This window comes from Streptomyces sp. B6B3, from assembly GCF_039871525.1.
GTDB lineage: Bacteria > Actinomycetota > Actinomycetes > Streptomycetales > Streptomycetaceae > Streptomyces.
In genome coordinates this window covers 49908-76273 of the sequence record NZ_JBDPLU010000004.1, presented here as the reverse complement: position 1 = coordinate 76273, position 26366 = coordinate 49908, and the positions used below count along the sequence as shown (strand labels likewise).

The following is a 26366-nucleotide window of genomic DNA, read 5'->3' as shown; positions in this document are numbered from 1 at the left end:
CGCTTTCGCCGCGCCGCCCGGCTGCCGGCCCGACGGGCGTCACCCCTGGTCAACGGGCCGGGGCGGGGCGGTCCCGACCGGGCTCCGCCGGACCGGCCGGCGGGCGTTGCGGCCGCCGTCGCCGCGGGGACGACCCAGTCCCGACTGGTCCGCGGTCACCATGCCCGGTGGCGCTGGCCGGTTCCGGCCTTCCCGATCCAGCTCCGCCGGAACTGGTCGGCCGGGGTCAGGGGCCGCCGTCGCCGGGGGGGACGACGAGGCCGGACTTCCGCGCGGTCATGCGTGCCTGCGCCTGGTTGCGCTGGCCGGCGGGGACCAGCGCTGACTCGTATGCGGTCACCGCGCCTGGTCGTGCTGGCCGGTCGGGGTGTTCTCGACCGGGCTCCGCCGGAACTGGTCGGCCGGGGTCAGGGGCCGCCGTCGCCGCGGGGGACGACGAGGCCGGACTCGTACGCGGTCACCACCGCCTGCGCCCGGTCTCGTAGTGCCAGCTTGCGCAGCACCCGGCTCACGTGCGTCTTGACGGTCTCCTCGCCGACCACCAGGCGCGCGGCGATCTCCGCGTTGGACAGGCCCTCGGCGACCAGCCGCAGCACGTCCGTCTCCCGGGGCGTGAGCGCGGCCAGCGCGCGGCCGGCCGGTCGCGGGCGGAGCCGGGCGAACTCCCCGATCAGGCGGCGGGTGACGCTCGGCGCCAGCAACGCCTCGCCGGCGGCCACCACCCGCACCGCGTCGAAGAGCCGCTCCGCCGTCACGTCCTTCAGCAGGAAGCCGCTGGCGCCCGCGAGCAGCGCGTCGTACACGTGCTCGTCCAGGTCGAAGGTGGTCAGCATGAGGATCCGCGGCGCGGCGTCGCCGGCGGTGATCCGCCGGGTGGCCTCGATGCCGTCCATGGTCGGCATCCGCACGTCCATCAGCACCAGGTCGGGCCGCAGCTCCCGGCAGACCCGGATCGCCTCCGCGCCGTCGGCCGCCGTGCCGACCACCGTGAGGTCCGGCTGGGTGCCGAGCAGCGCGGCGAACCCCGCGCGCACCACTTCCTGGTCGTCGGCGACGACCAGCCGCACGGGTGGGCTTGCCGCCCCGGTCACCGGGTGGCCCCGCTTCCTCGACGGCCCGCCCCCGCCGGCGCGGGCCCGCGGGGGCGGGCCGCGCTCCGGGTGCCGTCGCCCGGGGCGACGAACGGGCCAAGGGTCCGCGTGGTCGGCGGCCGGGTGGCCGCGACAGTGGCGATGCCGGAGCCGGACACCGGCGGCGGCGCAACCTCGGCGGCCCCCGGGCGACCCGCCGGGACGGCCTCCGGGGGAGCCATCGGGTGGCCGCGGCGCCACCGCGTCGGCTCGGGCGGGCGGCGCGGGGCCTCGTGCGCTCTGCCGGCGGTCGTCACCGGGGGCCGGTGTGCCCGCCGGTCGGTGCCGCGGAGCTGTGCCGCCGCCGGGAAGCTGCCGGCCGTCATCGGGTGGCCCCCTGCGTGTCGTCCGGGCGGGCCGTGGGGAGGAGCGCCTCGACGAGGAAGCCGCCGAGGGGGGCGGGCCCGGCGCGCAGCTCGCCGCCCACCGTGCCGACCCGCTCCCGCATGCCGAGCAGGCCGTGCCCCCCGCCCGGCCCGTGGCCCTCGGGGCCGGGCGGCGGCGGTCCCGGCCCGTTGTCCAGCACCCGCAACGCCAGCGCGTCCGGGCGGTACTCCAGCTCCACGTCCACCGCCGCGGCCGGGGCGTGCCGGCGGGCGTTCGTCAGCGCCTCCTGGACGATGCGGTACGCCGCGATCTCCACGCCCGGGTCGAGCGGGGTGACGGGGCCGCGGACGATGAGCCGGGCCTGCCCGCCCGCCGCGTTCCGGGACTCGTCCACCAGCTCCAGCAGCTGGGCCAGTCCCGGCTGCGGCCGCCGGGTGGGCTCGGCGCTGGCGTCCTCGCGCAGCACGCCGAGCAGCCTGCGCATCTCGGTGAGCGCCGTCCTGGCCGTGTCGCCGATGGCCAGGAGCCGCTTGGCGCCCTCCTCGGGCATCCCCGGGGTGGCCAGCCGGGCGGTCTCGGCCTGCACCGAGATCATCGAGATGTGGTGCGCCACCACGTCGTGCAACTCCCGCGCGATCCGGGCCCGCTCGCCGCGCGCGGTCAGCTCCAGCAGCGTGGTCTCGACGGCCCGGCGGGAGGCGTCCCGTTCGGCGGCCAGGGCGCGCCGGGCGCGCAGCCGCCGCCGGGCGGCCAACCACCAGACGACGAGCAGCGCGGCGAGCGGCGCGCCCGCCACGCCCCGGTAGAACACCATGGTCAGGCAGCCGGCCACGGTGATCGCCGCCGCCACGGCCGCCGGATGGCCGCGCTCGAACGCCAGCGGCAGCGTGGCGCTGACGCCGAGCAGCAGGGCCAGCGGCAGGTCGGCGCCCGGGTCGGCCACCCGGACGACGGCCTCCACGGCCGAGAGCAGCGCGAGCGTCACGCCGGCGACCGGGCGGCGCCATTCGGCGGCCCGGTGCGCCGCGTCGACCAGCGCGGGAGGAGACGGCATGCCTGCCATTCTCGCCGGGGACCGCCGGGCCGGCGTCCCCCGTGGCCAGGGTTCCGGCGTCCCTCCCCAGGGGGACGCGCGGCGCGGCCGTCCCACGGCCCGGGGACGCCACGGACGGCTCCCCGGCGGGACGACCGCGGGGCCCGCCGCTTCGTAGCCTCCTGGCCATGGAAGCAACCATCGAAGTGCGCGGCCTGACCAAGCGCTACGGCCCGACCGTCGCCGTCGACGAGCTGTCGTTCACGGTCGGCGCCGGCCAGGTCACCGGCTTCGTCGGGCCCAACGGCTCGGGGAAGTCCACCACGCTGCGGATGATCATGGGACTGGCGCGCCCGGACGGCGGCACCGCGCTGGTCGGCGGGCTGCCGTACCAGGAGCTGACGACCCCGCTGTGCCGGGTCGGCGCGATGCTCGACGCCACCCTGATCCACCCCGCCCGCCGGGCCCGCGACCATCTGCGGTGGATAGCGCACGCCGGCGGGGTGCCGCCGCGCCGGGTGGACCACGTGCTGGACCTGGTAGGGCTGGCCGAGGTGGCGGGGCGGCCGGTCGGCGGCTTCTCGCTGGGCATGCGGCAGCGCCTGGGCATCGCCGGCGCGCTGCTCGGCGACCCGCCGGTGCTGATGTTCGACGAGCCGGTCAACGGCCTGGACCCGGAGGGCGTCCGGTGGATCCGCGGGCTGCTGCGGTCGCTCGCCGCGGAGGGCCGGGCGGTGCTGCTCTCCAGCCATCTGATGAGCGAGCTGGAGGGCAGCGCCGACCATCTGGTGGTGATCGGCCGCGGCCGGCTGGTCGCCGAGGCGACGGTGCCGGAGCTGATCGCCGCGGCGTCCCGCGACCGGGTGCGGCTGCGCACCGCCCGGCGGTCCGAGGCGATGACCGTACTGGCCAACGCCGGCGCCACGGTGGCCGCCACGGACGACGAGACGGTGGTCGTGTCGGAGCTGCCGGCCGAACGGGTCGCGGCGCTGCTGTCCGAGCACGGCCTGCCCGTCTCCGAACTGGCCGGGCACCGCGCCTCGCTGGAGGAGGCGTACATGGAGCTCACCCGCGACGCGGTGGACTACCGCGCCGCGGCGACCGGCGGCCGGGAGGCGTGACGACCATGACGACCACCACGGACGAACGCGTCTCCTACCGCAGCACGGTCGAACCCGGCGGCGACGGCTTCGGCCGGCTGCTGCTGGCCGAGTGGACCAAGCTCAGGTCGGTGCCGCGGTGGCGGCTGACCCTGCTGGCCGCGGTCGTGCTGACGGCGCTGGTCGCGCTGCTGGCGGCCGGCGGCACCGCGAACCAGGCCGGCGGCGGTGGCGGCGGCGGGGACCTGAAGCCGGCGGGGCCCGGCGTCCAGGACGCGGGCCACTACGTGCACCAGCCGCTGACCGGCGACGGCAGCCTCGTCGCCCGGGTGGCGGCGCAGCGGGACAGCCACCCCTGGGCCAAGGCCGGCCTGATGGTCCGCGCCGACGCCGTGCCGGGCACGCCCTACGCCGCCGTCATGGTGACGCCGGACCACGGCCTCCGGCTGCAGCACGACTTCGGGGACGACGTCGCCCGCGCCCCGGGCTCCGCCCCGTACTGGCTGCGGCTGACCCGCGCCGGCGACTCCGTCACCGCGTACGCCTCCGGGGACGGCGCGGACTGGTCCCGGATCGGGACGGTCGAGCTGACCGGGCTGCCGGAGACCGTGACGATCGGCCTCTTCGTCGCCTCGCCCGACGACGTGGAGGTGCAGCGGGCCTTCGGGGCCGAGAGCATCTCCAGCACGTTCACCGAGGCCGAGGCGACGTTCGACGGCGTGCGGCTGACCGCCGAACAGCCTGGCGAACAGGCGGGCGAGCAGCCGTCGGACGCCGCGTGGCGGGACGGCGACCCCACGCGCATGCCCGGCGAGACCACCCGGTCAGGGGACACGTTCACGCTCACCGGCACGGGCGACATCGGGCCCTACGAGTTCGGTGACGACACCGCGCGGGACACGCTGAGCGCCGTGCTGGTGGGCCTGATGGCGGTGATCACCCTCGCCGTGTTGTTCGGCGCCGCCGAGTACCGGTGGGGCGCGATCCGCGCCACCCTGGCCGCGAGCCCGCGGCGGGGGCGGGCGCTGGCGGCCAAGGCGGTGGTGCTGGCCGGGGTCACGTTCCTGACCGGCGCGCTGGCCGCGTGCGGCGCGCTGTTGCTCTCCGCACCGCTGCGGGAGTCCAACGGCCTGCCCACGGCGTCCCTCGCCGAAGGGCCGGTGCTGCGGGCGGCGCTGGGCACGGCCGCGCTGGTGGCCCTCGTCGCGCTGTTCAGCCTCGGCGTCGCCACGGCGCTGCGCCGCGGTCCGGCCGCGATCACCGTGGTGCTGCTGCTCGTGCTGGTGCCGCAGATCGTCTCCAGCGGGCTGCCGCTGTCCGCCGCGGCCTGGCTGGACCGGCTCAGCCCGGCCGCCGGCTTCGCGATCCAGCAGACCGTGCCGCGCTACGACACCGCGATCGGGCCGTGGGCCGGGCTCGGCGTGACCTGCTGCTACGCGGCCGTGGCGCTGGCGTTCGGCGGCTGGCGGCTGCGCCGGAGCGACGTGTGAACCGGCCGGGTCCCGCCCCGTCCGCGGTGCGCGCGGAGTGGACGAAGCTGCGCACCCTGCCGCTGCTGCCGTGGCTCGTGGTGGCCGTCGCGGCGGCCACGGTGCTGGCCGGCGCCGCGACCGTCGCGCCCGTGGACACCGGCAACTGCCCGACGCCGGCCGGCTGCCACGAGGACGTCGTCAGGCTCAGCCTCGCCGGCGTGCGGTTCGGGCAGGTGCCGGCCGTGGTGCTCGCCATCCTGGTGATCGGCGGCGAGTACGCCACCGGCACCATCCAGACCACGCTCGCCGCCACCCCGCGGCGGCTGGTCGTGCTGCGCGCGAAGGCGCTCGTCGTCGCGGCCACCGTGCTGGTGGCGGGCGCGGCCGGCACCCTCGGCTCGTTGGCCGTCGGCCGGCTGCTGCTGCCGGGCAACGGCTTCACACCCGCCCACGGTTACCCGGCGCTGTCGCTGGCCGACGGGCCGACGCTGCGGGCCGCCGCCGGAACCGTGCTCTACCTGGTGCTGATCGCGCTGCTCGCGCTCGGCGTCGGCGTCGCGGTCCGGGAGAGCGCGGCGGCCGTCAGCACCGTGCTGGGCCTGCTGTTCCTCGCGCCCGTCGTCGTCGAGATGGTCGCCGACGAGCGGTGGCGGGAGCGCCTGGCGCGGCTCGCCCCGATGGACGCGGGGCTGGCCGTGCAGGCCACCAGGAACCTGGCCGAACTGCCCGTCGGGCCGTGGGCCGGGCTCGGCGTGCTCGCCGGCTACGCCGCCGCGGCCCTGTGCCTGGGCGGGCTGCTGTTCGTCCGGCGGGACGCCGCCTGACCCGCGACCGGCGCCCACCCACCCGCGGCCGTCCACCGCGCCCACCACCCTCGTTCCGCACCTCAGGAGAGTCATGCGCCGAAACCACGTCGCCCTGCTCCTCGTCACCGCCCTGGCCCTCGGGGCCGCGGCCTGCGGGGCCCAGGAGAAGGAACGATTCGCCCCGCCCTCGGACCGCGGCGACCCCTCGGCCGAGCCGTTCGGGGAACTCGGGTCGCTCGACCGCTACCTCGACGAGCACTGGCCCGACGGCGCCGGCGGCACCGTGCTCCTCGCCCGCGACGGCGAGCCCGTCGCCTGCGAGGGGCGCGGGCTGGCCGACCGCGCCGCCGGCACGGCGGCGGACTGCGACACCGTGTACGACATCGGCTCCGTCACCAAGTCGTTCACCGCCGCGGCCGTGCTGGTGCTGGAGTCGAGCGGCGACATCGAGCTCGACGCGCCGGTCAGCCGCTACCTCGGCCGGCCGCCGGAGGACGGGCGCGGCATCACCGTGCACCAGCTGCTGACGCACACCGCCGGGCTCCCGGAGGCGCTCGGCGACGACTACGACCCGCTGTCCCGAGAGGAGATGATCACCGGCGCCCTGGCGGCCGAGCCGGTCTCCGCCCCCGGCGACGAGTACCACTACTCGAACGTGGGGTACAGCCTGCTCGCCGCCCTCGTCGAGGTCGTCTCGGGCCGGGACTACGAGCGGTTCCTGCGCGACGAGCTGTTCGAGCCGGCCGGCATGACCCGGACCGGCTACGTGCTCCCCGACTGGGACCCCGAACGCGTCGCGGTGGAGTACGACCGCCATGGCACGCCGCACGGCCGGCCGTACGAGCACCCCTGGGCCGACGACGGACCGCACTGGAACCTGCGCGGCAACGGCGGCCTGCTGTCCACGGCCACGGACATGCTCGCCTGGTACCGGGCGCTGGCGGGCGACGACGTGCTGGACCAGCGCGCCAAGGACCTGATGTGGGAGCCCCACGTGCCCGAGCCCGGCCTCGGCACGTTCTACGGCTACGGCTGGGTGATCGCCGAGGTGCCGGACCGCGGCACCGTCGTCACCCACAACGGTGGCAACGACTGGTCGCTCTGCCGGTACGCGCAGCTCCCCGACGAGGGGACGATGGTGTTCTGGGTCAGCAACAGCGCCTACCGGGACGGCGAATGGGACCTGGACGAACAGGAGCCCGAGTTCTCCCTGGACCTCGCCGCGCTGGCCAGGGACGCCGACTGACGGCACGCCGCCCCGCTACCGTGGGCCCATGCTTGAGGTGTGGCGATCCGGCCAGCGGTATCCGGGCGGCGATCCGGCCGCCGGGATCGACACCCGGCACGCGTTCTCCTTCGCCGGCTTCTACGACCCCGCCAACGTCCGGTTCGGCCCGCTCACCGCGTGCAACGAGGAGCGGCTCGCGCCGGGTGCGGGCTTCGACGAGCATCCGCACCGGGACCTGGAGATCGTCAGCTGGGTGATCGAGGGCGAGCTGACCCACGAGGACTCGTCGGGCCGGGTCGGCACGGTCCGCCCCGGCGACGTGCAGCGGCTCACCGCCGGCTCCGGCGTCCGGCACGTGGAGCGCAACGCCGGGCCCGCGCCGTTGCGCTTCCTGCAGATGTGGCTGGTGGCCGGGGAGCCGGGCGGCCCACCGGAGTACGAGGTGGTGCGCGGCATCGCGGACGGCACGCCCTACGCGCTGCCGCGCACCGACGCGGTGCTGCACGTGCGGCGGCTGCGCGACGGCGCCCGCACCGCGGTCCCGGCCGCGCCCCTCGTGTACCTGCACGTGGTGCGCGGGACGGTGCGCCTCGCCGACGAGGTGCTGACCGCGGGCGACGCCCTCCGCGCCACCGCCGCCGGCGAGCTGGCCGCCCACGCCCCCGACGAGGCCGAACTCCTCGTCTGGGAGCTGCACGGGCCCCTTGCCGGGGTGTGACCGGCCACGGCGGGCGGGCGGGCCGGCCCGCCGTGGCCCGGCCCGCCCGAGAAACGGCCCACCGGGCGGCGCCCGGCCGTCACCGTGCCCGGTGTCCCGGCTCCGGACCGGTTTCGCACGCCCCGCCTGCCCGGACGCCCCGGTCAGGCCGTCGGCACGGGCCCTGCGCCGGCCAGGCGCCGCGCGCTTGGGTCGGCGAGGACGGTGTGGGTGAAGGTTGGCCCGCCCGGGCTCCGGGGCCCAGCCCGTCCGGGGGGACGGGTCGCCGGGCGGAGGCCGGTCGACCGCGCGACCGCACCGGTCGGGCACCGGAAGCAGCCCAGTCCAGTCCCCGGGCGGAGCCCGAGGCCGGCCCGCCGCTGCGGCTCTGGACCGGCTACGGGCACCGGCACGAGGGGCGGGCGGGGCCAGCCGCCACGGTCAGGGCCGTCGGGGCGGGCGCGCCGGCAAGGCGCCGTGTGCTAAGCGCTCAGCTCCGCGAGCACCGCGTCGGTGAAGGCGGGCCAGGACTCCGTGGACCAGGGGCCGAAGGCGCGGTCGGTGAGGGCTACGCAGGCCGCGCCGGCGCCCGAGGCCGCCTCCGGGTCGACCCACAGGAACGTGCCGGCCTGGCCGAAATGGCCGAAGGTGCGCGGCGAGGACGTGGCGCCGGTCCAGTGCGGGGACTTGTGGTCGCGGATCGAGAAGCCGAGGCCCCAGTCGTTCGGCCGCTGGTGGCCGTAGCCGGGCAGCACGCCGTTGAGCCCGGGGTACACCACGGCCGTCGCCTCCCGCAGGGTCTCCGGGGCCAGCAGCCGTGGCGCGAGCAGCTCGGCGGCGAACCGGGTCAGGTCGGCCAGCGTCGAGACGCCGTCCTTGGCCGGCGACCCCGGCAGCTCCGTGGCGTTCATGCCGAGCGGCTCCAGCACGGCCTGCCGCAGGTACTCCGCGAACGGCATGCCCGCGGCCTTGGCCACATGATCGCCGAGCACCTCGAAGCCGGCGTTGGAGTACAGCCGGCGCTCGCCCGGTTCGGCGACCGTGCGGTGCTCGTCGAAGGCCAGGCCCGAGGCGTGCGCCAGCAGGTGCCGCACCGTGGATCCCGCCGGTCCCGCCGGCTCGGACAGCTCCGTCGCGCCCTCCTCGACGGCGATCAGCACGGCGTAGGCGGTCAGCGGCTTGGTGACCGAGGCGAGTTGGAACGGCAGGTCGGCGGGCCCGCGCGAGCCCGCCAGCTCGCCGTCGCCGGTGAGCACGGCCGCGGCCGCGTGCGGCACCGGCCAGCTGTCGATCATCTCCAGGCTCGTCAGGCCCGTACGGTCAGCCATGGGGCCGAGCGTAACGCGAACGGGTGATGCGAGTCGTCGGCCGGGCACCCCTCCGGGCCGTCCGCGGGCCGGCGTCCAGGCTCTCCACCAGCGCCAGGCCCGCGCGCGGCCCGTCGGTCATGGCGACGGCGACCCGGCGTTCCCCCGACCGCCGCACCGCGCCGGCGAACGTCTCCCCGGCAGGCGCCGCCGGCTCCGCGGCGCCGGAGTACCGTTCAGCACGAGCCCCACCGCGTGGCCTCCTCACCCGCGCGGGCGCCGCGGCGGCGCCGTCCGCCGACGATTCGTGGCCGTCGCCCCGATCCTGACACGCGGGTCCGACGGTAGCCTGACGCTGTGCCGGCCGCGGCTTCCCGGCGACGGGTATTGCCTGGAGTGCACTCCAAGGTTCTAGCGTGAGTCCATGACCCTGACACGCGAGACCCTGAAACCCGTCGGGAGCATCGAGCCCGTCGACGAGGGTGACGACGTCGACCACTGCGCCTCGGTCGAGCGCCCGCACCCGATGCCCGACGGGCGGGACCGTTACACCATCTCCGAGGTCGCCGCGCACACCGGGCTGAGCGCCCACACGCTGCGCTGGTACGAGCGGATCGGGCTGATGCCGCACATCGATCGTTCGCACACCGGACAGCGCAGGTACACCAACCGGGACCTGGACTGGCTCGCCCTGGTCGGCAAGCTGAGGCTGACCGGAATGGCGGTCGCGGACATGGTCCGCTACGCCGATCTGGTACGGCAGGGCGACCACACCTTCGCCGAGCGCCACGCGCTGCTCTGTGCCACGCGGGAGGACGTGCGTCGCCGCATCGCAGAGTTGCAGGGCACACTGGCGGTGCTCGACTTCAAGATCGACATCTACGCTGACGCCCCACGGGTGTCGGAAAGGTCTGAAACCTCCGCATGAGCACACCCGCGAACGACACTCCGCTCGCCACCGTTCGGCTTGGCGCGGACGGCCCCGAGGTCGGCGTGCAGGGCCTGGGCTGCATGGGCATGAGCTTCGCCTACGGCCCGACCGACGCGGACGAGGCCCGCGCCACGCTGGACCGCGCCCTGGAGCTCGGGGTCACCCTCTACGACACGGCGGACATGTACGGGTCGGGGGAGAACGAGACCTTCCTCTCGCCGTTCTTCCGGGCGCACCGGGACGAGGTCACCATCGCCACCAAGTTCGGCATCGTGCTCGACCCCGACGACCCGTCGAAGCGGGGCACCCGCAACGACCGGCCGTACGTCCAGCAGTGCGTGGAGAACAGCCTGCGCCGGCTGGACGTCGACGTGATCGACCTGTACTACATGCACCGCCGCGACCTGGCCGTGCCGATCGAGGACGCCGTCGGCGCGATGGCCGAGCTGGTCGCCGAGGGCAAGGTGCGGTGGTTGGGCCTGAGCGAGGTCACCGGCGAGGAACTGCGCGCGGCCCACGCGGTGCACCCGATCGCCGCGGTCCAGTCCGAGTGGTCGCTCTTCTCCCGGGACGTGGAACGCACCGTCGTGCCGGCCGCCGCCGAACTCGGCGTCGCCTTCGTGCCCTACTCGCCGCTCGGCCGCGGCTTCCTGACCGGAGCGTTCGCGGATGCCAACACGGAGCTGAGCGCCGACGACTTCCGGCGCACCCAGCCGCGCTACCAGGGCGCCAACGCGGCGGCCAACCGGGAGCTGCTGGAGCCCATCCGGGCGATCGCCAAGGCGCACGACGCCAGCCTGGGGCAGATCGCCCTGGCCTGGGTGCACCAGCAGGCCCGGCTGTGGGACCTGCCGGTCGTCCCGATCCCCGGCACCCGCAGGCCGGCCCGGGTGGCCGAGAACACGGCGGCGAGCCGGATCGAGCTGGACGACGCGGAGCTGTCGGAGCTGAACCAGATCGCGGAACGGGTCACGGGCGACCGCTACCCCGACATGTCCTTCACCTCCGCCGGCCGCGAATGACCTGCGGTCGGCTCGGCCACCCCGCGACCTGAGGTCGCGGCGCCCGGGCCCCGGCTCCTCGCCGGGCCCGGGCGCGCGCCCCGACCGCGTAGCACGCTGGCCCGATTCCCGGCTGCGCTGCCGGCGCCGGCGGATTCGCGTGGGAGGGCGGCGCGAGGCCGGACGTGGCGGTCCCCGCGCTGGCTGGACCGGCCCTCCGCGCCCCGGAGGCCGGGGCTGGCGATGCGCCGGCCCCGATCGCGTGACATGGCGGCCCGACCCGCGGACGCGCCGCCGGCGGCCGTCATCCCCGGACCCCGACCGGGGTCCGCTCGGCACCACGGCTACCCGCCCGGTGAGAGGGCGCCTCCCGGACCGCCGAACCTGGGCCGGGGCACGGCACTCGGCGAGCACGCCCCGGATCCCCTTCCGGGCCTGACCCGGAAGGGGATCCGGGCGGGATGCCGCCCGCGGAGCGCCTCCGGAACCGGGGCGCGGGCCGTTCCGGGGCTTTCCGCCCGGTAAGGGCTACGCGCCTAGAGTTCGGCGAGTAGTTCGGCCTTCTTCGTGGTGAACTCCTCGTCGGTCAGCAGGCCGTCCTTGTGCAGGTCCCCGAGGTGGCGGATGCGCTCCGCTATGTCCGCCGGGTTGGCCCGGCGGGTGCGTCGCCCGCCGCCGTCGAGGGGGTCTCCCAGGTCGGGCTCCGCCGCGCGGACCGCCTCCAGCACGGCGGCGGCCAGCGGCAGCGACTCGTGCACCAGTCCGTACCCGAGGCCGAAGACCACGGCGGCCGGGTCCTGGTCGGCCGGGCCGCTGACCTCCTCGGGCGATCCGTCCGGACCGCGCCGGCGCAGCCGCAGGTGCCCGCCGGCTATCTCGGGGGAGCGCCACTCGACGCCGGCCAGCTCGCTGACCGGAAACGACTGGTCCCCGGCCTTCCACTTGGCGGACGACGCGCCCGTCCAGAACCAGCGGAAGGAGACCACCTTTCCGTCGAACGCCACCTTCGCGTCGAAGGCCTTGAACTGCAGCGGCACCGTCGGCGCCGTGACCAGGTAGTCCCCGCACTCCTCGTCCGGCTGGGGAACGAGCGCCGAGCGCAACTCGCTCGCGTAGTAGTCCGCCAGGGTCTCCCGTTCGGCCGGCAGCACCAGGCGGTACGGATCGGCGGCCGTCCGCAGTTGCCCCGCGGCGGCCTCCAGCAGCGGATCGGCCCCGGGGCGAGGCACGGCGTGCAGCACCACCGTGCCCTTTCTGCTCCCGGGCTCAAGTGTTACCGAGCGCAACGCCTCGTACGGGATGCGGCGCTCGCCCAGGACCTGGAAGAGCTTCGGCGTTCGAATTCCCCGTTCGAAGCGGATGAGCACGGAATCGGTGTCGAACTCCCAAGTGGAGTGGATTCCCGCCAGCACATCACCCATGCGGGTCATCGTAAGGGCCCAGACTGGTGAATCCACTGCCTCTGGAGCGCGTGTCACGGGCGTCTCCTCGCCATTCCGGCTATGCTGCGCCCCCTCTCCTCATCCGCACGCCCGGCGCGCGACCCCGACCGACGCGCCTCCGGCGCGGCCGAACGCGCGCGTGGCAGCCGACCACTCCGTCGGCTCACCCGTTGCCACGCGGCCGTCGGCCACCCGGCACCTCGTGCCGTGGCCCGCCGCGCCCAGCCGGGGCCGCGGCATCACGCCGGCGGTTGGCGGCGTCCGCAACGCAGTGGGTCCCCGCGCCCCCAGAGGGGCGCGGGGACCCACGCCAGGTCACGCCGCGGGAAGCGGCTACGCGTCGCCGCCCGCGCTGCCCGGGTCGGCCGCCGCCACGTCGAGCAGCTGGTAGCGGTCGATGGCCTGCTTGAGCACCGAGCGGTCGATCTTGCCCTCCTTGGCGAGCTCGGTCAGCACCCCGAGCACGATCGACGGCGCGTCGATGTGGAAGAACCGCCGCGCCGCGCCACGGGTGTCGGCGAAGCCGAAGCCGTCGCCGCCCAGCGACTGGTACGTGCCGGGCACCCAGCGGGCGATCTGGTCGGGCACCGAGCGCATCCAGTCGGACACCGCGACCACCGGGCCCTGCGCCCCGGACAGCTTGCGCGTCACGTACGGCACGCGCTGCTCCTCCTCCGGGTGCAGCAGGTTGTGCTGCTCGGCCGCCACCGCGTCCCTGCGGAGCTCGTTCCACGAGGTGGCGGACCAGACGTCGGCCCGCACGTCCCACTCCTCGGCCAGCATCCGCTGGGCCTCCAGCGCCCACGGCACGGCCACGCCGGAGGCCAGGATCTGCGCGGGTACGTTGCCGCCCTCGCCGGTCCTCAGCCGGTACAGGCCCTTGACGATGCCCTCGGCGTCCACGTCCTCCGGCTCGGCCGGCTGGACGATCGGCTCGTTGTAGACCGTGAGGTAGTAGAAGACGTCCTCGGAGTCCTCGCCGTACATCCGGCGCAGCCCGTCCTTGACGATATGCGCGATCTCGTACCCGAAGGCCGGGTCGTAGGCCACGCAGGCCGGGTTCGTCGAGGCCAGCAGCTGGGAGTGCCCGTCGGCGTGCTGCGTGCCCTCACCGGTCAGCGTCGTGCGCCCGGCGGTCGCGCCCAGCACGAAGCCGCGCGCGAGCTGGTCGCCCATCTGCCAGAACTGGTCGCCGGTCCGCTGGAAACCGAACATCGAGTAGAAGACGTAGATCGGGATCAGCGGCTCGCCGTGCGTGGCGTACGAGGAGCCCGCGGCGATCAGCGACGCCGTGCAGCCGGCCTCGGTGATGCCGTCGTGCAGCATCTGCCCGGTCGGCGACTCCTTGTAGGACAGCAGCAGGTCACGGTCGACCGACTCGTACGTCTGCCCGAGCGGATTGTAGATCTTGGCCGACGGGAAGAGCGAGTCCATGCCGAACGTGCGGTACTCGTCCGGCGCGATCGGCACGAAACGCTTGCCGATCTCCTTGTCCCGCATCAGGTCCTTGAGCAGCCGCACGAACGCCATGGTGGTGGCGACCTGCTGCTGGCCCGAGCCCTTCCTGACCGCCGCGTACGCCTTGTCGCCGGGCAGCACCAACGGCTTGGCGCGGTTCACCCGCTTCGGCAGGTACCCGCCGAGGTCCTGCCGGCGGTCGTGCATGTACTGGATCTCCTCGGAGTCCCGACCCGGGTGGTAGTACGGGGGCAGCCCGGACTCCAGTTCGCTGTCGGGAATCGGCAGCCGCAGCCGGTCCCGGAAGCCCTTCAGGTCGGCGACCGTCAGCTTCTTCATCTGGTGTGTGGCGTTGCGGCCCTCGAAGCTCGGGCCGAGCGTCCACCCCTTGATCGTCTGGGCGAGGATCACCGTCGGCTGGCCCTGGTGCTCCACCGCGGCCTTGTACGCCGCGTACACCTTGCGGTGGTCGTGGCCGCCGCGGCCCAGGTGCAGGATCTGGTCGTCGGTCATGCCTTCGACCATGGACCGCAGCCGCGAGTCGCCGCCGAAGAAGTGGTCCCTGATGTACGCGCCGGTCTCCGTGGCGTACGTCTGGAACTGCCCGTCCGGCGTGGTGTTCAGCTTGTTGACCAGCACGCCGTCCCGGTCCTGCGCGAGCAGCGGGTCCCAGGAGCGGTCCCAGACCAGCTTGATCACGTTCCAGCCGGCGCCGCGGAAGACGGACTCCAGCTCCTGGATGATCTTGCCGTTGCCGCGCACCGGGCCGTCCAGGCGCTGCAGGTTGCAGTTGACGACGAAGGTGAGGTTGTCCAGGCCCTCGCGGGCCGCGATGGACAGCTGGCCGAGCGACTCCGGCTCGTCCATCTCGCCGTCGCCGAGGAAGGCCCACACCTGGGAGCGCGAGGTGTCGGCGATCCCGCGCGCGTGCAGGTACCGGTTCATCCGGGCCTGGTAGATCGCGCTGATCGGGCCGAGGCCCATGGACACCGTCGGGAACTCCCAGAAGTCCGGCATCATCCGCGGGTGCGGATAGCTGGACAGGCCGTGCGGGGCCTTGGACTTCTCCTGCCGGAACGCGTCCAGGCTCTCCTCGGAGAGCCGGTCGAGCAGGAAGGCGCGGGCGTAGACGCCAGGCGAGGCGTGTCCCTGGAAGAACACCTGGTCGCCGCTGTCGCCGCCGTCCTTGCCGCGGAAGAAGTGGTTGAAGCCCACGTCGTAGAGCGAGGCGGACGAGGCGAAGGTGGCGATGTGACCGCCGACGCCGATGCCGGGCCGCTGGGCGCGCGAGACCATCACGGCCGCGTTCCAGCGGGTGGCGTTCAGTATCCTCCGCTCGATCTCCTCGTTACCGGGGAAGAACGGCTCGTCCTTCGTGGCGATCGTGTTGACGTAGTCCGTGCTGCGCATCTCGGGCACGGCCACGCGCTTCTCGCGGGCGCGCTCGATCAGCCGGAGCATGAGGTAGCGGGCGCGTTCCCGGCCGCGTTGGTCCACGGCCGCGTCGAGCGAGTCGAGCCACTCCTGGGTCTCCTCAGGATCGAAATCCGGGACCTGGCTAGGAAGGCCGCCAATGATGATCGGGTTGCGATCTGATCCGGAAGCCACACTGTTCCTTCACTGTGAGTGTTGTCTGCTCTGCTGGTGTCGCGCCGCTCTCCATCGTGCCCCCGACGAAGGTGAAACGTCATCTCTACTGGACGGTAATCCCCCCGCCACGTGGCCGTGCGCCGGGGCACCCCGGGGCGGGGCTCGCCCCGGTATGGCACAGATCACGCCGGGACGTCCCGCCGGTCCCGACTCGCGGCGCTGATGTGGAACGGGTGAGTGGCCCAGTAGCGTGGACCAAGGCGTCAACGTTCGGGCGGGCTCGCAGGCGGGTACTTGCGCGATCCGGCCAGCCCGTGTGGACTACGCCCAAGCCGCGCGCAGGCGCGAGCCCACCGCCACGTATCCCGAGACAGGACAGGAGCAATTCGTGAGCGCGACCGCGGACCACGCGGAGGAGCGGACCAACCCCGCCGCCCGCCTGGGATTCCAGGCCGGGCAGGTGGTCCAGGAGTTCGGCTACAGCGACGACGCCGAACAGGCACTCCGCGAGGGCATCGAGGCCATCACGGGTCAGGAGCTCGTCGACGAGGATTTCGACGACGTTCCCGACGCCGTGGTGCTGTGGTTCCGCGAGGACGACGGTGATCTCACCGACGCGCTGGTGGATGCCACCACGATGATCGACCCCGGGGCACCGGTGTGGCTGCTGACACCGAAGACCGGCCGCGACGGCTACGTCGAGCCCAGCGAGATCGGCGAGGCGGCCCAGACCGCCGGGCTGGCCCAGACCAGCAGCGTCAGCGCCGGTAAGGACTGGTCGGGTAGCCGCCTGGTCACCCCCAAAGCCGCCGGCAAGAAGTAGTGAGGGCGGGTGGCGCGATCTCCGGACCGCGTCGCCCGCCGGGACGGCGTCGTAGGCTGGGGGCGACATCACGCCACCCGAGGGGAACGGACATCCGCCCATGGCGATCGAGCCCGGCGCCAAGGCGCCCGACTTCGAGCTCAGGGACCAGCACGGCCAGACGGTCGCTCTGTCCGACTTCCGCGGCCTGCGGAGCGTGATGCTCGTCTTCTTCCCCTTCGCCTTCACCGGAGTCTGCACCGGCGAGCTGTGTGCGCTGCGTGACCGGCTCCCCGCCTTCGTCAACGACCAGGTGCAGCTGCTCGCGGTCTCCAACGACCCGCCCTCCGCGCTGCGCGTCTTCTCCGACCAGGAGGGTTTCGGCTACCCGCTGCTGTCCGACTTCTGGCCGCACGGAACTGTTTCGCGGGCCTACGGCGTCTTTGATGATGAGAAGGGCTGTGCGCTGCGTGGCACCTTCGTCATCGACCAGGAGGGCGTCGTGCGCTGGACCGTCGTCAACGCCCTCCCCGACGCCCGTGATGTGAACGATTACGTCACGGCGCTCGCCGCGCTGTGAATCCGGCGCCGGTGGTGGGGGAAGCTACGACTGAGCCGCCTGGGGAGGCGGGGGAGGGGCGTGCGCACCGGCGCGCGCCTGCCACCCGGCCCGGTCGGCGCGACGAGGCGATGACACAGCGTAGCAGAGCGCTGTCGGGCGCGGATCGGGACCGGTTCGGTCCCGCAGAAGGGAGTGGAGGACCCCGTGGCAGGAGGAGTCAGCCTTACCAAGGGCGGTAATGTCTCGCTGACGAAGGAGGCCCCGAATCTCACCGCGGTGACCGTGGGCCTGGGCTGGCAGGCGCGCAGCACCACGGGGGCGGACTTCGACCTCGACGCCAGCGCGCTGATGACCGGACCGCAGGGCAAGGTGCTCAGCGACCAGCACTTCGTCTTCTTCAACAACCTCAAGAGCCCCGACGGCACGGTCGAGCATCTGGGCGACGAACTGGTCGGCGGCAGCGGTGTGGGCGCCGACCAGGACGAGGAGGAGGTCAAGGTCGACCTCGCCAACATGTCCCCCGACGTCCAGAAGATCGTCTTCCCGGTCTCCATCTACGACGCCGACTCCCGCCAGCAGAACTTCGGCCAGGTCACCGGCGCCTACATTCGCATCATCAACCAGGCGGACGGGCGCGAGCTGGCCCGTTACGACCTCACCGAGGACGCATCCACGGAGACCGCGATGGTCTTCGGCGAGCTCTACCGGCACGGCGGGGAGTGGAAGTTCCGCGCCATCGGTCAGGGCTACGCCTCCGGGCTGCGGGGCATCGCCCTGGACTACGGCGTGAACGTCTGACATGCCGCAGCCCGACGCCACCGACCGCATACCCGCGAGCTAGGAAATCCCGTGTTGTTGAGAACCTTTGGCTGGTCCTTCGGCGTCACCGTCGTCGGCCTCGTCGCCGCCCTGATTTTCTGGGGATGGGAGGGATTCGCCATCGTGGCGATCCTGTCCATCCTGGAGATCTCCCTCTCCTTCGACAACGCGGTGGTCAACGCCGGCGTGCTGAAGAAGATGAACGCCTTCTGGCAGAAGATCTTCCTGACCATCGGCATCCTGATCGCCGTGTTCGGCATGCGGCTGGTCTTCCCGGTGGTGATCGTCGCCATCACGGCGGGGGTCGGCCCGATCGAGGCGGTCGAGCTCGCGCTCGACGAGCCGGACCAGTACGAGCAGATGGTGACCGACGCCCACCCGTCGATCGCCGCGTTCGGCGGGATGTTCCTGTTGATGATCTTCCTCAACTTCGTGTTCGAGGAGCGGGAGCACAAGTGGCTGCCGTGGCTGGAGCGGCCCCTGAGCAAGCTCGGCAAGATCGACGCCGCGGCCGTGGGCGTCGCCCTGGCCGCCCTGCTGCTGACCGCCACCACCGTCGCCCACAAGGCCTACCAGCACGGCGGCCACTACGCGGACAAGACCGACACGGTGCTGCTGGCCGGCGTCGCGGGCGTGCTGACGTATCTCGTCGTCGCAGGCCTCTCCGGATACTTCGAGGACCGCCTTGAGGAAGAGGAGGAGCGGGAGCACGAGGCCGAGGAGGCGGCGCAGCGCGCCGGCCGGCAGCCCTCGGCGGTCGGCGTCGCGGGCAAGGCGGCGTTCTTCCTCTTCCTGTACCTGGAGGTGCTGGACGCCTCGTTCTCGTTCGACGGCGTCATCGGGGCCTTCGCGATCACCAACCACATCTTCTGGATGGCGCTGGGCCTCGGCATCGGCGCGATGTACGTGCGGTCGCTCACCGTCTACCTGGTGCGCGAGGGGACCCTCGACGAGTACCGGTACCTGGAGCACGGCGCGCACTACGCGATCGGCGTCCTGGCCGTGATCCTGCTGATCAGCATCCGCTGGCACATCAACGAGGTCATCACCGGAGTCAGCGGCGTCGCGCTGATCGGGCTCTCGTTCTGGTCCTCGGTGCGGGCGAACCGGGCCGACGGGGCCGCCGGATCGTCCGGCGGGAGCGAGGAGAAACCCGCGGTGCCCTCCGGCGTGTGAGCCGGGTCGCCAGACGGGGAAGTCTTTCGTAGCGGGGCGGTCACCCTGACCGCCCCGCTGCGGTGTGAACGGGAGAGAGGGCCACACTCATGGTCTCCCTGTGGAGCTACTGGCGGCACGGCGGATCACCGTCGCAGCGGTTCGACACCGTCGGCGGTCCGAACACCTATGCGATGGAACTGACGCGCCGCTCCCCGATGGCCACGCTGACCAGCGAGGGCGCGGAGACCGGCACGCTGCGGGTGGACCTGTCCTGGCGGATGCACGGCTCGGGCCTGGCCAGCACCGTCCGCAAGACCCCACCGTGGCGCCAGCCGCTGCGGCTGTTCAAGCCGGCGGAGATACAGAGCCACACGCAGGGCCTGGCCAACGTCGACCTCGACCTGGGCTGTCTGTACGAGCTGAACGACGGCTCCAAGGGCGTCGTCCAGCCGCTCGGCGGCCTGCTGGGCGACTTCAGCGAGCCGCCGTACGTGAAGCTCAGCGGCGACGACCGGTTCGGCACGGCGTCGGGGGAGACGCTCTACCTCAACCTCGACCACAAGGACCAGTTCAAGCGGCTGCTGGTCTTCGTCTACGTCTACGACGGGGTGCCCGTCTTCGACCGCGCCGACGTCGTGGTCACCCTGGTCACCGCCGACGGCAAGAACGTCGAGGTCGGCCTGACCGACCCGGCGCCCGGGGCGCGCTCCTGCGCGGTGGCGCTGATCGAGCACCACAAGGGCGAGTTGGTCGCCCGCCGCCAGGTGAAGTATGTCTACGGCTTCCAGTCCGAGATCGACCGGCTCTATGGCTGGGGCATGTCCTGGGGCCGCGCCTACAAGCCCAGCCGCACCCGCGCGTGAACCGCGCGGGCGGCGGCTGCGTCGTCAGCCGCGGCGGCCGGGCGGCGGCAGGAACTGCGGGCCCTGCGGCGGCAGCGTGAACGCCGGATCGGGCTGCGGATAGCCGTACGCGCCGTGCCGCCTGGGGTCGGGGCCCGAGGGCGCGGGCAGCCGGCTCCGGGACGGGCTCGCGGCCGGCGCCGCCGGCACGGGGGCACCGCTGGCACCGCCGGGGCCCTGCGGGCCGTGCGGGCCCGCGGGCGGCGCGGACGCGGTCACGCCGAAGCCGGCCGCCAACTCCGCCAGCCCGCCGGCGAATCCGCCGCTGACCGCGCGGAACTCCCAGCCGCCGGGCACCCGCACCAGCTCGCCGCAGACCAGCCCCGTGTCGCCGGGGCCGGGCGCCAGCGTCACCAGGGCGAGCTCCGTGCCGCGGTCGCCCTCGGGCCCGCCGGTGGTGCCGTCGAGGAGCACCAGCCGCGGCCGGCTGGTCTCCGTGCGGAAGCCGCCGTCCGCCGAGGCGGCGAGCACCAGCCGGGTCACCCCGGGATCGAGGCGGCCGAGGTCGGCCTCCACCGTGTCCATCCACCCCTGGCCGTCCCGCCGCTTCGGCAGCCGCCGCACCAGCCCCGACGGATGCCGGGGCTGGTTGTAGAAGACGAGATCGCTCTCCGCGCGCACCCGCCCGCCCGCGTCGAGCAACAGCGCGGAGAGATCGATGTCCACCGCGCCGGGCCCCGACCCCCCGGGGGTCCAGCGGAGCACCGCGCGGACCGCCACGACCGACGACGCCAGCCGCAGCGTCGCCCCCTTCTCCAGCGCATGGGTCATATGAAGAATCCTGCCTGTCGCCACCTTCCCGAAACAACGGCGCGCTTACGATTGCCGAGAGACCGGGAGTGCCGCACGGGCGCCCGGCTTCGCGGCAACAACGGGGAGACCTATGCGGCACTATGGCCACCTCGCGGCGGCGCAACGCCACGCGCTGTTTCACCAGGAGCCCGCCGAGTTCGGCATGGCCTCCCCGGTCCGAACCCTCGGCGCCGCCCTGGGCGCCACCCTCTACAGCCCGGCCACCCGCCCCAGCCTCGCCGCGGACGTCCGCAAACAGGCGGCGGCCGGCGTGGTCTCCATGGTGCTGTGCCTGGAGGACTCCATCGGCGACGCGGAGGTCCCCGACGCCGAGCAGAACCTGCTCCGCCAGCTGCACCAGCTGCACACCGACGAGCACGCCCGACGGGCCGACGCCGGGGCCGACGCGGGGGCGGCGTTGCCGCTGCTCTTCGTCCGGGTGCGGGAGCCGGTGCAGATCACCGGCATCGCCGCCCGGCTCGGGCCCGCGCTGCGGCTGCTGGCCGGCTTCGTGCTGCCGAAGTTCACCGCCGCCTCGGGGCCCGCGTTCCTGGAGGCGCTCACCGACGCCGAGGTGCTGTGCGGCCGGCGGCTGCTGGCCATGCCCGTGCTGGAGTCGCCCGAACTGCTGCATCTGGAGAGCCGCGCCGAGGCGCTGCGCGGAGCCGCCCAGGTCATCGACAAGTACCGCGAGCGCATACCCGCGATCCGGCTCGGCGTCACCGACTTCTGTTCCGCCTACGGGCTGCGCCGCACCCCCGACATGACCGCCTACGACGTGCAGCTCGTCGCCTCGGTCGTCGGCGACGTGGTCAACGTCTTCGGCCGCGCGGACGGCCGCGGCTACACCGTCACAGGACCGGTGTGGGAGTACTTCCGCACCCCGGAGCGGATGTTCAAGCCGCAGCTGCGCAGCAGCCCGTTCAGCGGACGCGCCGAGAAGCTCAGGGCCCGGCTGATCGACCACGACCTGGACGGCCTGCTGCGGGAGATCGAGCTGGACCGGGCCAACGGGCTGCTGGGCAAGACCTGCATCCACCCCTCGCACGTCGCGCCGGTGCACGCGCTCTCCGTCGTCAGCCACGAGGAGTTCAGCGACGCGGCCGACATCCTGCGCACCGGGCCCGGCGGCGGAGGCGTGCTGCGCTCCGCGTACACGAACAAGATGAACGAGGTGAAGCCGCACCGCGCCTGGGCCGAACGCACCATGCTGCGCGCCGAGGTCTTCGGCGTGGCCAGGGACGGCGTCGACTTCGTCGATCTGCTGACCGCCGGCATAGGCCAGGCCGCATGAGCACCCCCGCGGGCCCCGACGGCCCGATATGGCCGGGCACCTGGGTCACCGAACACCTCGGCGTCGACCTGCGCGGCGAACAGGCCCTCGCCCTTCCCACGCCCGACACCGCCCCGGCCGGCGCGGACGCGGCTGACCAGGACGCCGGTCCGGCCGTGGCCGGCTACCGGCCGGATGGCCGGGGCGGCGGTCCGGAGGCTGTCGGCGAGGCCGGTCATGCCGGCCCGGGCCCGGGCGGCGGCCGGGTGCCCGGCGCGGACGCGGCGGACCGGGACGACGGTCCGGGGGGTGCCGGCGTGGCAGCGGGCACCAGCGTCGGCCCGGGCCTCGGCGAGGCGCCCGCCTCCGGCGGCGGGCGGAGCGGCGAAGGCGCCGGGGCGGGCCCGGGCGGAGCCCGGGGGAGCGGCACCCCCGGCATCCTCGGTGCCGACGGGGCTGGTGCCGGCGCGGGAAGCGCTGATGTGCGGGAGCTGCTGGGGCTGGCGATACGGCGGAATCCGCGGCGGGCGCATCTGTTGGTTTCCACCGTGCTGGGCAAGCATGTGCCGCAGCGCCCGGGCCGCGTGCACGGCACCGGCGTCGAGCTGGGGCACCGGGTGCGGGAGCTGCTCGGCCCCGCGGCCGGCAAGGCCGTCGTGCTCGGCTACGCGGAGACCGCCACCGGCCTGGGCCACAGCGTCGCCGACGGGCTCGGCGGCGCGGCCGGCGTGCCGTACCTGCACTCCACCCGGCGCCCGGTGCCGGGGATGACGCCGGTCGGCGGCTTCGAGGAGGAGCACAGCCACCACACCTCGCATCTGCTGCTGCCCGCCGACCCGGCCCTGCTGGCCGGCGACGGGCCGCTGGTGCTGGTCGACGACGAACTGTCCACCGGCCGCACCGTGCGCAACACCATCGCCGCGCTGCACCGGAGCTGGCCGCGCCAGCGGTACGTCGTCGCCGCGCTGGTGGACATGCGCACCGACGCGGACCGGGAGGCGCTGGCGAAGTTCGCCGCCGAGCTGGGGGCGACCGTCGAGGTCACCTCGCTCGCCCGGGGTCGGCTGCGGCTGCCGCCCGACGTGCTCGCGCGCGGCGCGGCGCTGGCCGAGGAGCGGGGGCGGCTCCCCGCGGGCGCCGAGGGCGCCGCGGCCGACGAGCCGGCGGGGCCGCCCGCCGCCCGCCCCGTGCGGGTGGATCTCGGCTGGCCGGCCGGGCTTCCGGACGGTGCCCGGCACGGCTTCACCCCCGCGCACCGGAACCGGCTCCGGGCCGCGCTGCCCGGGCTCGCCGCCCGGCTCGCCGCCGCGCTGCCGGCCGGCGCCGGCCGGGTGCTGGTGCTCGGCACCGAGGAGCTGATGTACGTGCCGCTGCGGCTCGCCGAGGCGCTCGACGGCACGGGTTCCGGCACCGGCCACGAGGCGTACTTCTCCTCCACCACCCGCTCGCCCGTGCTGGCCGTCGACGACCCGGGCTACGCGATCCGGACCGGGATCGCCTTCCCCGCCCACGACCGGCCCGCCGACGGTCCGGGCCAGCGGTACGCCTACAACGTCGCCGGCCGCGCCTGGGACGCCGTGGTCCTGGTCACCGACTCGGCCGGCGACACCCCCGAACTGCACGCCCCCGGCGGCCTCCTCGACCGGCTCGCCGCCCACGCCCCCCACCTGCTGCTGGCCGTGATCCCCTCCTTCGTCCCGTCCCCCGAACCGCCCTCCGGCCCGCTCCCGGATTCACTGCCGGAACCACTGCCGGCACCGTTGCGCGGCCCCGCGTTCTCCTCCTACGCCCCGGAGGAGGTGGGCTGGCTGCTGAAGGACCTCTCCGACGTCACCCTGGAGCGCCCCACCGAGGAGCGCGAGGAGGCCATCCAGCAGGGCGGCGCGCACTACGCCGAGTCGCTGCCCGTCGAGTACCAGCCGAGCGCCGACTACCAGCGGCTGTTCCACGCCGCGCTGGCCGACTCCGCCCGCCGCATCGCCCGCGCCGTCGGCACCGTCACGGAGGCGGTGCTGGCCGAGCGCGGCGCCCCCGGACGCCCGCCCGTGCTGGTCTCGCTGGCCCGGGCCGGCACCCCGATCGGCATCCTGCTGCGCCGCTGGGCGCACCACGCGCACGGCCTCGACCTGCCGCACTACGCCGTCTCCATCGTGCGGGGCCGCGGCATCGACACCACCGCGTTGCGCTGGCTGGCCGCCCACCACGACCCGGCCGGCGTCGTCTTCGTGGACGGCTGGACGGGCAAGGGCGCCATCGCCCGCGAACTCGCCGCGGCGCTCGCCGCGTTCGATCACGAGCCGGGCTTCGACCCGGCGCTCGCGGTGCTCGCCGACCCCGGCGGCTGCGTCACCACCTACGGCACCCGCGAGGACTTCCTGATCCCCTCGGCCTGCCTGAACTCCACGGTCTCCGGCCTGATCTCGCGCACCGTGCTGCGCGCCGACCTGATCGGGCCGCACGACTTCCACGGCGCCAAGCACTACCGCGAACTGGCCGACGCGGACGTCTCGGGTCGTTTCCTCGACGCCGTCAGCGCCCACTTCCCCGACGTCGCCGCCGAGGCGACCGCCGACGCCGCCGCGCTGCTGGCCACCGACCGCACCCCGACCTGGGCCGGCTGGCGGGCGGTGGAGCGGATCAGCGAGGCGTACGGCATCGGCGACGTGAACCTGGTCAAGCCCGGCGTCGGCGAGACCACCCGGGTGCTGCTGCGCCGGGTGCCGTGGCGGGTGCTCGCCCGGCGCGGCGCGGGCGCGGAACTCGACCACATCCGGCTGCTCGCCGAGCAGCGGGGCGTGCCGGTCGAGGAGGCCGACGACCTGCCCTACAGCTGCGTCGGCCTGATCCACCCCCGGTACACCAGGGGCGCCACCGGCGCCGACGGAAAGGCGGCGAACCGATGACCAGCCCGATGAGCAGCCCGGTGACCAGCGGCCCCGCTGGCACGCCGACCGTGGTGGTGGCCAGCGACCTGGACCGCACCCTCATCTACTCGGCCGCCGCCCTGGCGCTCGACATGCCGGACGCGGACGCGCCGCGCCTGCTGTGCGTCGAGGTGTACGGCTCCCGCCCGCAGTCCTTCGTCACCGAGGCGGCGGCCGGGCTGCTGGCCGAACTGGCCGCCTCGCCCGACGCGTTCTTCGTGCCCACCACGACCCGCACCCGCGAGCAGTACCACCGGATCAGCCTGCCGGGCCCGCCGCCGCGCTACGCGATCTGCGCCAACGGGGGCCACCTGCTCGTGGACGGCGAGAGCGACCCGGACTGGCACGCCGCCATCCGCCGTCGCCTCGCCGCGGACTGCGCCCCGCTCTCCAAGGTCACCGACCATCTGCGGCGCACCGCCGACCCGGCCTGGCTGCTGAAGGAGCGCGACGCCGAGGGACTCTTCGCCTACCTCGTGGTGGACCGCGGCCGGCTGCCCGACACCTGGGCCAAGGAACTGGCCGACTGGGCCGGGCCGCGCGGCTGGACGTCTCGTTGCAGGGCCGCAAGCTCTACGCGGTGCCGCGCCCGCTCACCAAGAGCGCCGCCGTCGCCGAGATCCGCCGCCGCACCGGCGCCGCCACGGTGTTGGCCGCCGGCGACTCGCTGCTCGACACGGACCTGCTGCTCGCCGCGGACCTCGGCTGGCGCCCGGGCCACGGCGAGCTGGCCGACACCGGCTGGTCGGCGCCGCACGTCACGGCGCTGGCGGGGCGCGGCGTCGGCTGCGGCGAGGAGATCCTCCGGGCCCTGCTGGCGGAGACGTCATCCCGCGCGGGGCGGCCGGGCGGCGCGGACCAGACGGTCGCTAGCCGGCCTGACGACGCGCCTGGGCGTTGAGCTTCCGGCGGCGGCTCCTGACCTGGCGGCCGCGCTCCTCGGCCTCGGCCTGGCCGGGGTGCCGGGCCCGCCAGTACGGGTTGTCGTGCGGCAGCCGGCCGCTGACCCGGCCGTACATGCCGAACGTCAGCAGCAGCAGGCCGACGGCGAAGCTGAAGACCACGTTCTCCAGCCGGAACGCGAGGATGTTGGCGTCGCCCCGTTCCAGTAGCGTCAGGTTGACGAAGCCGCTGAGCACGAACAGCACGCCGAGCACCATGTTGAGCGACGAGGCGACGTTGCCGCCCACGACCATGCCGGCCAGCAGGATCAGGCCCACCACGATCGACAGCCAGCCCAGGGCGCCGTTGGTGTTCAGGCCGACGATCTCGTTGTCGCCGGTCGAGAAGAACCCGATGCTGTCGACGACGCCGAGGACACCGAACGTGGCCAGGCAGAGGCCCATCAGACCGGCGCCGATCCGGTAGACCACGCTCAGCCGGCGGTCGACGGGCAGGTGCTCGTCGAGCCGGGCCCGGGCCAGCAGGCCGCGCGGCCCCGCGTCGGGCACCCGCGGCTCGTGCTCCGACAGGCGCCCGTGCCCGGACCGCGCCGTGCCGTGCCCGTCCGCGACCTCCGGGGTCGCCGGGGCCTCCAGCTCGTCCGTGCTGTCCGGTGTGTCCGGCGTATCCGTACGGTGGCTGCGGTGAGTGCTGTCCGAGGTACGCATGG

Annotated in this window: 21 protein-coding genes and 1 pseudogene; 15 read left to right on the top strand and 7 right to left on the bottom strand. The window is 74.3% G+C overall.

Annotation, left to right across the window (positions count from 1 at the left end; all coding sequences use genetic code 11):
- Positions 1-407: 407 nt before the first annotated feature.
- Together ABGB06_RS10540 and ABGB06_RS10535 are read right to left on the bottom strand one after the other, a co-directional pair.
- The gene (locus ABGB06_RS10540; RefSeq protein WP_347587680.1) at positions 408-1091 is read right to left on the bottom strand and encodes a response regulator transcription factor; all 684 of its coding nucleotides are present in this window, start codon (positions 1089-1091) and stop codon (positions 408-410) included.
- Between the two features lie 361 nt (positions 1092-1452).
- On the bottom strand, positions 1453-2511 hold the full coding sequence (locus ABGB06_RS10535) for a histidine kinase (protein WP_347587678.1): 1059 nt from the start codon (positions 2509-2511) through the stop codon (positions 1453-1455).
- A gap of 167 nt (positions 2512-2678) precedes the next feature.
- On the opposite strand from ABGB06_RS10535, the gene ABGB06_RS10530 reads away from it, so the two are divergent.
- The 5 genes from ABGB06_RS10530 (at position 2679) to ABGB06_RS10510 (ending at position 7814) form a co-directional block, all read left to right on the top strand.
- Complete coding sequence (locus ABGB06_RS10530) at positions 2679-3611, top strand: ATP-binding cassette domain-containing protein (RefSeq protein WP_347587677.1); 933 nt, start codon at positions 2679-2681, stop codon at positions 3609-3611.
- Between the two features lie 5 nt (positions 3612-3616).
- Entirely contained in the window at positions 3617-5080 is a 1464-nt protein-coding gene (locus tag ABGB06_RS10525; protein WP_347587676.1) for a DUF1349 domain-containing protein, read from the top strand.
- Entirely contained in the window at positions 5077-5886 is an 810-nt protein-coding gene (locus tag ABGB06_RS10520) for an ABC transporter permease subunit (protein ID WP_347587675.1), read from the top strand. The genes ABGB06_RS10525 and ABGB06_RS10520 overlap by 4 nt, the downstream gene beginning before the upstream one ends.
- 73 nt (positions 5887-5959) lie before the next feature.
- The gene (locus ABGB06_RS10515; RefSeq protein ID WP_347587674.1) at positions 5960-7114 is read left to right on the top strand and encodes a serine hydrolase domain-containing protein; all 1155 of its coding nucleotides are present in this window, start codon (positions 5960-5962) and stop codon (positions 7112-7114) included.
- Positions 7115-7142: 28 nt separating this feature from the next.
- Positions 7143-7814: a pirin family protein gene (locus tag ABGB06_RS10510; protein WP_347587672.1), complete on the top strand. Its 672-nt coding sequence runs from the start codon at positions 7143-7145 to the stop codon at positions 7812-7814.
- A 461-nt stretch (positions 7815-8275) separates the two neighbouring features.
- Here ABGB06_RS10510 and ABGB06_RS10505 read toward each other — a convergent pair whose 3' ends face one another.
- The gene (locus ABGB06_RS10505) at positions 8276-9121 is read right to left on the bottom strand and encodes a serine hydrolase domain-containing protein (protein WP_347587670.1); all 846 of its coding nucleotides are present in this window, start codon (positions 9119-9121) and stop codon (positions 8276-8278) included.
- A 505-nt stretch (positions 9122-9626) separates the two neighbouring features.
- Here ABGB06_RS10505 and ABGB06_RS10500 point away from each other — a divergent pair.
- Both ABGB06_RS10500 and ABGB06_RS10495 read left to right on the top strand, forming a co-directional pair.
- Positions 9627-10028, top strand: coding sequence for a MerR family transcriptional regulator (locus ABGB06_RS10500; RefSeq protein WP_347588388.1), 402 nt, complete (start codon positions 9627-9629; stop codon positions 10026-10028).
- On the top strand, positions 10025-11053 hold the full coding sequence (locus ABGB06_RS10495) for an aldo/keto reductase (protein ID WP_347587668.1): 1029 nt from the start codon (positions 10025-10027) through the stop codon (positions 11051-11053). Before ABGB06_RS10500 ends, ABGB06_RS10495 begins: the two co-directional genes overlap by 4 nt.
- Before the next feature lie 515 nt (positions 11054-11568).
- On the opposite strand, the gene ABGB06_RS10490 is transcribed toward ABGB06_RS10495, so the two are convergent.
- Positions 11569-12453, bottom strand: coding sequence for a DUF4429 domain-containing protein (locus tag ABGB06_RS10490; RefSeq protein ID WP_347587666.1), 885 nt, complete (start codon positions 12451-12453; stop codon positions 11569-11571).
- A gap of 354 nt (positions 12454-12807) precedes the next feature.
- Entirely contained in the window at positions 12808-15540 is a 2733-nt protein-coding gene (aceE, locus tag ABGB06_RS10485) for a pyruvate dehydrogenase (acetyl-transferring), homodimeric type (RefSeq protein WP_347587664.1), read from the bottom strand.
- Between the two features lie 370 nt (positions 15541-15910).
- On the opposite strand from aceE, the gene ABGB06_RS10480 reads away from it, so the two are divergent.
- From ABGB06_RS10480 to ABGB06_RS10460, 5 genes are all read left to right on the top strand, one after another.
- Positions 15911-16345: a DUF3052 domain-containing protein gene (locus ABGB06_RS10480; RefSeq protein ID WP_347587662.1), complete on the top strand. Its 435-nt coding sequence runs from the start codon at positions 15911-15913 to the stop codon at positions 16343-16345.
- Positions 16346-16445: 100 nt separating this feature from the next.
- A complete protein-coding gene (locus ABGB06_RS10475; RefSeq protein ID WP_347587660.1) occupies positions 16446-16904 on the top strand; it encodes a peroxiredoxin in 459 nt (152 codons plus the stop codon).
- Positions 16905-17090: 186 nt separating this feature from the next.
- Entirely contained in the window at positions 17091-17684 is a 594-nt protein-coding gene (locus ABGB06_RS10470) for a TerD family protein (protein ID WP_347587658.1), read from the top strand.
- A 51-nt stretch (positions 17685-17735) separates the two neighbouring features.
- Positions 17736-18881 carry a DUF475 domain-containing protein gene (locus ABGB06_RS10465; protein WP_347587656.1) on the top strand — a complete coding sequence of 382 codons (1146 nt, stop codon included), beginning with the start codon at positions 17736-17738 and terminating at the stop codon, positions 18879-18881.
- An 89-nt stretch (positions 18882-18970) separates the two neighbouring features.
- Positions 18971-19726, top strand: a complete 756-nt coding sequence (locus ABGB06_RS10460) for a Tellurium resistance (protein ID WP_347587654.1) — start codon at positions 18971-18973, stop codon at positions 19724-19726.
- Positions 19727-19750: 24 nt separating this feature from the next.
- Here ABGB06_RS10460 and ABGB06_RS10455 read toward each other — a convergent pair whose 3' ends face one another.
- Complete coding sequence (locus ABGB06_RS10455; RefSeq protein WP_347587652.1) at positions 19751-20536, bottom strand: TerD family protein; 786 nt, start codon at positions 20534-20536, stop codon at positions 19751-19753.
- 112 nt (positions 20537-20648) lie between these two features.
- Between ABGB06_RS10455 and ABGB06_RS10450 the strand changes: the two genes are divergently transcribed.
- The 3 genes and pseudogenes from ABGB06_RS10450 (at position 20649) to ABGB06_RS10440 (ending at position 25655) form a co-directional block, all read left to right on the top strand.
- Positions 20649-21851: an HpcH/HpaI aldolase/citrate lyase family protein gene (locus tag ABGB06_RS10450; protein ID WP_347587650.1), complete on the top strand. Its 1203-nt coding sequence runs from the start codon at positions 20649-20651 to the stop codon at positions 21849-21851.
- Positions 21848-24733 carry a phosphoribosyltransferase gene (locus tag ABGB06_RS10445; RefSeq protein ID WP_347587648.1) on the top strand — a complete coding sequence of 962 codons (2886 nt, stop codon included), beginning with the start codon at positions 21848-21850 and terminating at the stop codon, positions 24731-24733. Before ABGB06_RS10450 ends, ABGB06_RS10445 begins: the two co-directional genes overlap by 4 nt.
- A pseudogene (locus ABGB06_RS10440) lies at positions 24730-25655 on the top strand (HAD family hydrolase). Before ABGB06_RS10445 ends, ABGB06_RS10440 begins: the two are co-directional and overlap by 4 nt.
- On the opposite strand, the gene ABGB06_RS10435 reads toward ABGB06_RS10440, so the two are convergent.
- Positions 25624-26364, bottom strand: coding sequence for a DUF4383 domain-containing protein (locus ABGB06_RS10435; protein ID WP_347587646.1), 741 nt, complete (start codon positions 26362-26364; stop codon positions 25624-25626). The pseudogene ABGB06_RS10440 and the gene ABGB06_RS10435 sit on opposite strands and share 32 nt — an antisense overlap.
- Positions 26365-26366: the final 2 nt, after the last annotated feature.

Bases quoted from the DNA above. Each gene is read 5' to 3' on its own strand.
- ABGB06_RS10455 (WP_347587652.1), bottom strand. From the start codon at position 20,536: ATGACCCATGCGCTGGAGAAGGGGGCGACGCTGCGGCTGGCGTCGTCG.
- ABGB06_RS10435 (WP_347587646.1), bottom strand. From the start codon at position 26,364: ATGCGTACCTCGGACAGCACTCACCGCAGCCACCGTACGGATACGCCG.
- ABGB06_RS10535 (WP_347587678.1), bottom strand. From the start codon at position 2,511: ATGCCGTCTCCTCCCGCGCTGGTCGACGCGGCGCACCGGGCCGCCGAA.
- ABGB06_RS10445 (WP_347587648.1), top strand. From the start codon at position 21,848: ATGAGCACCCCCGCGGGCCCCGACGGCCCGATATGGCCGGGCACCTGG.
- ABGB06_RS10475 (WP_347587660.1), top strand. From the start codon at position 16,446: ATGGCGATCGAGCCCGGCGCCAAGGCGCCCGACTTCGAGCTCAGGGAC.
- ABGB06_RS10460 (WP_347587654.1), top strand. From the start codon at position 18,971: ATGGTCTCCCTGTGGAGCTACTGGCGGCACGGCGGATCACCGTCGCAG.
- ABGB06_RS10495 (WP_347587668.1), top strand. From the start codon at position 10,025: ATGAGCACACCCGCGAACGACACTCCGCTCGCCACCGTTCGGCTTGGC.
- ABGB06_RS10500 (WP_347588388.1), top strand. From the start codon at position 9,627: ATGCCCGACGGGCGGGACCGTTACACCATCTCCGAGGTCGCCGCGCAC.
- ABGB06_RS10525 (WP_347587676.1), top strand. From the start codon at position 3,617: ATGACGACCACCACGGACGAACGCGTCTCCTACCGCAGCACGGTCGAA.
- ABGB06_RS10505 (WP_347587670.1), bottom strand. From the start codon at position 9,121: ATGGCTGACCGTACGGGCCTGACGAGCCTGGAGATGATCGACAGCTGG.
- ABGB06_RS10510 (WP_347587672.1), top strand. From the start codon at position 7,143: ATGCTTGAGGTGTGGCGATCCGGCCAGCGGTATCCGGGCGGCGATCCG.
- ABGB06_RS10450 (WP_347587650.1), top strand. From the start codon at position 20,649: ATGCGGCACTATGGCCACCTCGCGGCGGCGCAACGCCACGCGCTGTTT.
- ABGB06_RS10530 (WP_347587677.1), top strand. From the start codon at position 2,679: ATGGAAGCAACCATCGAAGTGCGCGGCCTGACCAAGCGCTACGGCCCG.
- ABGB06_RS10490 (WP_347587666.1), bottom strand. From the start codon at position 12,453: ATGGGTGATGTGCTGGCGGGAATCCACTCCACTTGGGAGTTCGACACC.
- ABGB06_RS10515 (WP_347587674.1), top strand. From the start codon at position 5,960: ATGCGCCGAAACCACGTCGCCCTGCTCCTCGTCACCGCCCTGGCCCTC.